The sequence below is a fragment of the Azospirillum sp. genome, from assembly GCF_035628975.1.
Lineage (GTDB): Bacteria > Pseudomonadota > Alphaproteobacteria > Azospirillales > Azospirillaceae > Azospirillum.
This window is the reverse complement of record NZ_DASPIS010000078.1, coordinates 1-8020: the sequence shown is the minus strand read 5'-3', so window position 1 is coordinate 8020 and position 8020 is coordinate 1. Positions and strand designations below refer to the sequence as shown.

6 protein-coding genes are annotated in these 8020 nt (G+C 66.1%); 3 read left to right on the top strand and 3 right to left on the bottom strand.

The genetic code is table 11. The annotated features are described in order from the left end of the window. Nucleotides 1-291 precede the first annotated feature (291 nt). Nucleotides 292-993 (top strand): CBS domain-containing protein, encoded by a 702-nt coding sequence (locus VD964_RS16875; RefSeq protein ID WP_324869679.1) that lies wholly within the window; start codon nucleotides 292-294, stop codon nucleotides 991-993. A 77-nt stretch (nucleotides 994-1070) separates the two neighbouring features. On the opposite strand, the gene VD964_RS16870 is transcribed toward VD964_RS16875, so the two are convergent. Next, nucleotides 1071-2366: an FAD-binding oxidoreductase gene (locus VD964_RS16870; RefSeq protein WP_324869678.1), complete on the bottom strand. Its 1296-nt coding sequence runs from the start codon at nucleotides 2364-2366 to the stop codon at nucleotides 1071-1073. 179 nt (nucleotides 2367-2545) lie between these two features. On the opposite strand from VD964_RS16870, the gene VD964_RS16865 reads away from it, so the two are divergent. Both VD964_RS16865 and hglS read left to right on the top strand, forming a co-directional pair. Further along, nucleotides 2546-3499 carry a LysR family transcriptional regulator gene (locus VD964_RS16865; RefSeq protein WP_324869677.1) on the top strand — a complete coding sequence of 318 codons (954 nt, stop codon included), beginning with the start codon at nucleotides 2546-2548 and terminating at the stop codon, nucleotides 3497-3499. A 107-nt stretch (nucleotides 3500-3606) separates the two neighbouring features. Further along, a complete protein-coding gene (gene hglS, locus VD964_RS16860) occupies nucleotides 3607-5013 on the top strand; it encodes a 2-oxoadipate dioxygenase/decarboxylase HglS (RefSeq protein WP_324869676.1) in 1407 nt (468 codons plus the stop codon). A 1-nt stretch (nucleotide 5014) separates the two neighbouring features. Here hglS and VD964_RS16855 read toward each other — a convergent pair whose 3' ends face one another. After that, nucleotides 5015-6847 carry a sensor domain-containing phosphodiesterase gene (locus VD964_RS16855; RefSeq protein WP_324869675.1) on the bottom strand — a complete coding sequence of 611 codons (1833 nt, stop codon included), beginning with the start codon at nucleotides 6845-6847 and terminating at the stop codon, nucleotides 5015-5017. Nucleotides 6848-6992: 145 nt separating this feature from the next. Then, nucleotides 6993-7520, bottom strand: coding sequence for a GAF domain-containing protein (locus tag VD964_RS16850; protein ID WP_324869674.1), 528 nt, complete (start codon nucleotides 7518-7520; stop codon nucleotides 6993-6995). Between the last annotated feature and the right edge of the window lie 500 nt (nucleotides 7521-8020).

Genomic DNA, 8020 nt, shown 5'->3' with positions numbered 1-8020 from the left:
TCGGCCGTGAAAAGCCTCCGCGCCAATGGTACTGCGTCTTAAGACGTGGGAGAGTAGGTCGCCGCCAGGTCACTCAGGCTCAAGAGACGTCAAACCGAAGCAAACACGCTGGCATCGTCACGAACATCAGAAACGCCCCGGTTCATGCGAGCCGGGGCGTTTTGCTGTTTGGGCCGACGGTCTTTTTCACCATGCGGAAAGCCTGCCGCCGATTTGCGGCAGATCAATCGCCCTCGGTTGGCCGCTCCCCTACTCTTACCTCACCGCACAACATCAAGGGGGAGCGAAACCATGAAGGCTATCGATCTGATGACACCGCGGGTCATCACCATCGGCGCGGACGCGACTGTCGCCGACGCGGCCAAGAAGATGCTGGAGAACAACATCAGCGGCATGCCCGTGGTGGATGCGGCCGGCAAGGTGGTCGGCATCATCAGCGAGGGCGACCTGCTGCGCCGGGTGGAACTCGGGACCGAACGCCACCGCTCCTGGTGGCTGGGGCTGGTGTCCGGCGGCACGCTGCCGGCGGAGGACTTCGTCAAATCCCATGCCCGCAAGGTCACGGACGTCATGACCGCCCATGTCACCACCGTCGACGAAAGCGCCTCGCCCGAGGAGGTCGTGCGGCTGATGGAGACGCGCCGGATCAAACGCGTGCCGGTGGTCCGTCAGGGCAACCTGATCGGCATCATCAGCCGGGCGAACCTGCTGCGCGCACTGGCCAGCGTCTCACCGGAGACCGCCGCGGCGGCCCCTGACGACCGTGTGCTGAAGGAGCGTGTCACCGCAGCCATGAAGGAACTGTCCTGGGATTCGCGGTCGCACGACGCCATCGTCGTCCGGAACGGCATCGTTCATCTCTGGGGCTTCATCAGCAGTGCGTCCCAGCGCGACGCCATACGCGTCGCGGCGGAAAGCGTTCCCGGCGTGAAGGGGGTGGAGAACAACATCCAGGTCGTCGACCCGGCGGAAAGCGGGGCCTGGGGTCTGTAAAAGGCGTCTGTAAAGGGGTCTGCATTGCGGATGGGCATGGCCGCTCTACTCCGGCCATGCCCGTTTTTCGAACCAGGTCAGATCCGACCCGGCAGCCGCGCGCCGATGAAGTGGGTCGCCTGCGCCCCGTATTCGTAAGCGGCTTCGCGCACTGCACGACCGGCGACCGTTTCCAGGGCCGTGTCGGGAAGCGGCATCTCCGCGTCGGTGAGCTTGCCGGTGATGCGGTCGGCAAGGCAGCGGCCGAGAACCGTGCCGGGGGCAATGCCGCGGCCGTTGTAGCCGCTGAAGCCGATCACGTTGCGGTCAAGCCGATGGAAGCGGGGCAGGTTGTCCTTGGTCATTCCGATCTGCCCATACCATTCGGATTCGAACCGCACCGGGCCGAGTTGCGGGAACAGAGCGGCCAGCGAACGCTGCGCCCAGGCCCGGTGCACCGCGTTTCCGGATCCCCGCAAGGCGCCGACACTGCCGAATACCAACCGTCCCTGGCGGTCGAACCGGTAGGAGCTGAGCACCGATTTGGTGTCCCACACGCCCTGCCGCTCCGGCAGAATGGCTTTCCGCATGGGCTCGGACAGCGGCTCCGTCGCCAGATTGAAGTAGGGCAGGTGAACCTGTTCGGTGCGCAGCTGCATCCAGGGGCCGATGCTGTAGGCGTCGGTGGCGACGATCACCCAATCGGCCAGCACGCTGCCGGTCGCCGTCTTCACCTCCCATTTGCCGCCGGCCTCACTTGCCGACTGGACCGGGCTGCAGGTGAAGATGCGGGCACCCGCCTTCACGGCGGCGGCGGCCAGCCCGCGGGCATAGGCCAGCGGCTGGATGGTGCCGGCCCGCAAATCGAGAAGTGACCCGGTGTAGGCCCTGGTGCCGACCTTCTCCGCCGTTTCCGCTGCGTCGAGCAGGCGCACGGGCGCTCCCCGCTTCTGCCAGATTGCCGCACGCTGCTCCAGTTCGCGCAATCCCGCGGGACCGACGCCGCAATGGAGGGTGCCGCTGTGCTCGTCCTCGCAGGCGATGGCGTGTTTGGTGATCAGGTCAAATACGGTGCGCGGAGCATTGCCAAGCAGTTCGATCAACCGCTCTCCATAGACCGGCCCCAGCGTGTTGACGAGCTGGTCTGGCATCACCCACATGCCGGCGTTGACCAGCCCGACATTGCGCCCGGCGCCGCCGAAGCCGATCTCCACCGCCTCAACCACCACCGCGTCGACGCCGCTTTCCGCCAGATGCAGGGCGGCCGACAGGCCGGTATATCCGGCGCCGACGATCACCACGTCTGCCCTGACCGCGCCGGTCAGCGGCGTGGTCGGTGGCGCCGGCGGTGCCGTCCGTTCCCAAAGCCCGTGCGACCGCGGATCGTTCAGCATTCCCTGTGGTCCTTTTCCCGTGTTATTGCCCGCCTGTCATTCCCGGCCGGAAACACCGTCCGGACCGGTTCCGTGAGCGTAGCGGGTCGCCGCATCCACGGACAGCTGGGAAGATTCGCTTGCCTACCCCCTTCGGCAAAGTGATGTTTGCTCAACCAGTCATTCCTTGTGAGAATGAGATGCAGAGCCCTCGCCGCTTCCTCCCCTCCCTGTCCCTTCTGACTGCATTCGAGGCGGCGGCGCGGAGCGGCAGCATCACCGCGGCGGCGAAGGAACTGTCCCTGACCCAGAGCGCCGTCAGCCGTCAGATCAAGGCGCTGGAGGAGTTGCTGGAGGTCGAGCTGTTCCACCGCGAACGGCAGACCATCCGCCTGACTGCGGGCGGGGAGTATTACGTGCGCGAGGTCCGCGATGCGCTGCGCAAGATCAGCACCGCGTCGCTCAACCTGCGCGCCAACCCCTATGGCGGCACGCTAAGCATCGCGATCCTGCCGACCTTCGGGGTCCGCTGGCTGGCGCCGCGGCTGCCGAAATTCCTGGCTGCGAATCCAGGCGTGACCATCAATCTGGTGACGCGCATGGCGCCCTTCGATTTCCGGCTGGATCCAGTCGACGTGGCGATCCATTTCGGCCGGCCGGACTGGCCGGGTGGGGAGATGGCGCTTCTGCGCCGGGAAACGGTCATCCCCGCCTGCAGTCACGATCTGCGCGACCGGTTCGGCTTCCGGCAGCCCGGCGATCTGCGGCTTGCCCCCTTGCTGCACCTGACCAGTCGTCCCGATGCCTGGGAACGCTGGCTGACCCTGCACGATACGCCGGCCGACGGCGTGCATGGCATGCTGTTCGACCAGTTCGGCACCACCATTCAGGCGGCCGTTGCCGGGCTGGGGGTGGCGTTGCTGCCGCTTTTCCTGATCGGGGAGGAATTGGGCTCGGGGCAACTGGTGCCCGCGCTCGACCTGCCGATGGAAAGTGAGGACGCTTATCACATCGTGTGGCCGTCGGAACGGACGAGCTATCCGCCGCTTGCCGCCTTCCGCGACTGGATCCTGACGGAAACCCGGGAGGAAGCTGGGGAGGAAGACGCGGGGCGCACCCCGCCGCATCATGAGCTTTCCTCATCAAGTCGGTAAAAACAATCGCAATCCAATGTGGCGCTTCGTTGCTATAGCTGGCCGATGGGAGGGACCGGAAGAGTGATCGGACCGGTCCGACGCAGGCAACGCGAGCGAGATTTGCAATGAGTGCCCAGAGTTCCTTCAGCCCCGCCTTCATCGGCTCCGATGCGATCCGTACCCTGTTCTCCACCGCCATGTCGGAGATGTACCGGACGGAAGTGCCGGCCTATCAGACGCTCGTCGAACTGGTTCGGGACGTGAACGAGGCGGTGCTGGCCGCCGACCCGGCGGAACGCCGCCGGCTGGAGGCCGCGGGCGGCCTCGCCCGCATCACGGAGGAGCGTCACGGCGCCATCCGGCTCGGCACCGCGAATGAACTGGCCACCATGCGCCGCCTGTTCGCGGTGATGGGCATGCAGCCGGTCGGCTATTACGACCTGTCGGAAGCCGGTGTTCCCGTCCATTCCACCGCCTTCCGTCCGGTGACCGACGAGGCGTTGAGCCGCAACCCGTTCCGTGTCTTCACCTCGCTGCTGAGGCTCGACCTGATTGCCGATGCCGCCCTGCGGAACGAGGCGGAACAGGTGCTGGCCGGCCGCAGCATCTTCACCGTCGGTTGCCTCGCCCTGATCGACAAGGCAGAGGTGAATGGCGGGCTGACGGAGGAGGAGGCCACCCGCTTCGTTGCGGAGGCACTGGAAACCTTCCGCTGGCACAGCCGGGCCAATGTGCCGCTCGACCTCTACAAGCGGCTGCACGACGCCCATCGGCTGATCGCCGATGTCGTCTCCTTCAAGGGGCCGCACATCAACCATCTGACCCCGCGCACGCTGGACATCGACGCGGTGCAGCGGATGATGCCGGAGAAGGGCATCGCACCCAAGGCGGTGGTGGAAGGCCCGCCGACCCGGCGTTGCCCGATCCTGCTGCGCCAGACCTCCTTCAAGGCGCTGAGCGAGCCGGTGGATTTCCGCGACGGCGATGGCTGGCGTTCGGGTGTCCACACCGCGCGGTTCGGCGAGATCGAACAGCGCGGCATCGCCCTGACGCCGAAGGGCCGTGCGCGGTACGACGCCTTGCTGCAGGATTCCCGCCGCCTCGTCGCCCCGGCCGCAGACGGGTCGAACGCCGCCGAGTACATGGCCGCCCTGCAGGAGGTCTTCGCCCCGTTTCCCGACAGCTGGGACGAGATCCGACGCCAGCAGCTCGGCTATTTCACCTATTCGCTGACGGATGCCGGACGCCGCAACCCGCCGGCACCCGATGCCGATCTGGAGGTGTTGATCAGGGCTGGTCTCATCCGCTTCGATCCCGTGGTCTATGAGGATTTCCTGCCGGTCAGCGCGGCCGGCATCTTCCAGTCCAACCTGGGCGACGATGCGCAGCAGGATTTCTCCGCCAGCCCGAACCAGCAGCGCTTCGAAGCCGACCTTGGCACATCCGTCCTGAACCCGTTCGACCTCTACGCGGAGATCGAACGGGCCTCCATCGACGCCTGCCTGTCGGCCGTGAGCCCGGCGACGGCGTAGGTCACAGCGCAACCACGGCGGCGGGCCGGAAGGCCCCCGCCGCCAGCCAGTCCTCGAAAGCCTCCGGTGCGAGCGGGCGGGAGAACAGATAGCCCTGTCCGAAGTCGCAGCCGTGCAGGCGCAACCAGTCATAGGCCTCGACGGTCTCCACCCCCTCCGCCACCACCCGGTAGCCGAGATCGTGGGCGAGGTCGATGGTCGAGCGGACCATGATCTGGTCGTTGCGTTCGGTGGCGATGGAGCGGATGAAGCGCTGGTCGATCTTCACCGCCGTCGCCGGGATGTCCTTCAGGTAGGACAGCGCGCTCTGGCCGGTACCGAAATCGTCGATCTCGACTTCGATCCCCAGCCGGCGCAATTGGTCGAGCTGCCGGTCGACCACCGCCCGGTCGGTCATCAGCGCGCTTTCCGTCACCTCGAAGTCGATCCAGTCCGCCTGCACCCCGTGTCGGTCCAGCATGGCGGCCACCCGGTCGGCAAAGTCGTTGGCCCCGAGGTCCAGCATCGAGATGTTGATCGAGACCGGCAGCGCGATCCCGCGTCGGCGCCACCGTGCGATCTGGACCAGCACCGCCCCGATCACCCACTCTGTCAGCGGGCGCACCAGCGCCGTCCGCTCTGCCAGCGGCACGAACTCCGCCGGCGAGATCGGTCCCAGCTCCGGATGGGTCCAGCGCAGCAGCGCCTCGGCCCCGATGCAGGCATCGGTGCGTAGGTCGATTTTGGGTTGGTAGGCAATGTGAAGTTGCCTGTCGCGCCCGATGGCAGTACCGGTGGCTTCCGCTTTGGAGCCGCCGATCGCTTCCGTCAGGCTTCTCAGCAGCAGAAAGGCGCGGTGGGAGGCGCGGTCCTGCTCCTCGTCATAGGCGCACCAGGGTTTCTGCTTTTCCAGCGACTGGTGGGCTGCACTGGCAGCGGCGCGCAGCAGTTCCACGCTTCCGCCCGGCCGGTCCGGATGATGGACGAATCCGATGCCGGTGGAGGACGCGATCGGCACCCCCTGGTAATGGAAGGGGCTGCGGATTGCCGCACCGATCCGGTCGAGAGTGGCCGCCAATTCGTCCTCCGGCCTATCGACGAGGATGCAGGCGAAGCGGGCCGGCGACAGGTGGTAGAGCCGGGTGCGCCCCGGCAGGCAGGCAGCGATGCGGTGGGCGCAATCGACCTCGAACGTGTCGGCGCAGACCTGGCCCAGCACCCGGGTCAGCTCGGCATATTGCTGGGACGCGGCGGTGTCGATCACCACCGCGGTCTTGCGGGTGCGCTCCCCGGCGGCCGGATCGGCCTGCAGAGCGTCGATGTCGGCAAGAAGCCGAAAGCGGTTCGACAGCGAGGTGACCGGATGCAGGTAGCCGACGGCGCGCCGTGCCTCGATATGGGCCATCACCATCGCCGACAGGTCGCGCAGGGTTTCCTCCTCCTCGGCCGACAGGGCGGGGCGGGGCTGGTCATCGATCACGCAGATGGTGCCCAGCGTCAGGCCGTCCGCCGTCCGCAGAGGGGCGCCGGCATAGAAGCGGATGTGCGGATCGCCCGTCACCAGCGGGTTGGCGGCGAATCTGTGGTCCTGGCGGGCGTCGCCGACCACGAGCAGAGACTCGGACTGGAGCGCATGGGCGCAGAATGCCTGCTCACGCGGCGTTTCCCGCACCGGCAGCCCGACCCGCGATTTGAACCATTGCCGGTCGCAGTCTACCAGCGAAATCAGAGCGATCGGCACATTCAGCAACTTTGCGGCCAGACGGGTGATCTGGTCGAAGGCCGGTTCCTCGGGAGTGTCGAGCAACTCGTAACGCCGAAGGGCCGCAAGCCGGTCCTCTTCGCGGGACGGCATCGAGGGCATTGACGGCGACAAGGGCGAGGGCAAGGGCGCAGACAAGGGCGGGAAAGGCATCATCACGGCTGGCATCGTTCCTTGCGCAATCCTGTCGGCCACTGTGAGGCATGCCGGACACCGTCTCTATAACCAATTGGGACAGCTAGCATTGTCGCTTCTCGATGGCGACGAGCGCGGTCACGGTGAGTTGGGCCAGCACCATGCGATCCACCATGCCGAAGCTGCGCGGCACCGTGTCGATCACGCAGACCGAGCCGAGCGCCAGGCCGTTGCGGTTGATGATCGGCGCGCCGGCATAGAAACGGATGTGAGGCGATCCCAGAACCAGCGGATTGTCACGGAACCGCGGATCGGCGGCGGCATCCTCCACGACCATCGGCAGGCTCTGCTGAATGGTGAAGCGGCAGAAGGCATGGTCACGCGGTGTTTCCTGCGTTGCCAGCCCACGCCGCGCCTTGAACCATTGCCGGTCAGCATCCAGCAGCGACACCAGCGCTATAGGAACCTGGAAATGGTCGCAGGCCCAGGACACCAGTTCGTCGAAGGCAGGATCCGGTGCGGAATCCAGCAGGCCCGTGCTCCGCAACGCCTGGAGCCGCGCGGGCTCGTCGTCGAGCGGAAGGGTGCATCCGGCGAGCTTGCGTGCGGCGGGCATATTCAGAAGGGCCATGGGAGAAACTCCGCAGTCGATGAGGACAAACCGTTGCGGCGCACCACGGCCGGGCGGCAATTCGCCCGCGGTAACGCAGGGGCGAACCAGCCGGATCCAAGCACCGCTCCTTCGAACCCCAAATGATATGCTGTACCAGCCACTGTGAAGCTCGCGGTAACTCGAGGATGCGCACTCTGCTTCTACGTACGGGAACCGATATGGATTTATCGATTTAGGTATTATCACATGGAAACCCGGTCATATGCGGTGCTATGACCGTCGATCGGTGGCAGAGCTTGGCGGTCGGTGGGGTGGCTCGTATCCAAGGGGGGCGAAGGGGCCATCCTGCGTCGCGAACGGCTCGGCTGAAAAATCGACGGTGTCGGAAAAAAGCGCTTGCGCCGGGTCGGTCGGTCGGCCTATACACCGCCTCCCGCGACGCGGCACGGTCGGCAAGACAGTGTCGCTTCAAGGGAAACAGCGGTCCGACCAAGTAACTGCCGAGCACCTCGAAAAAA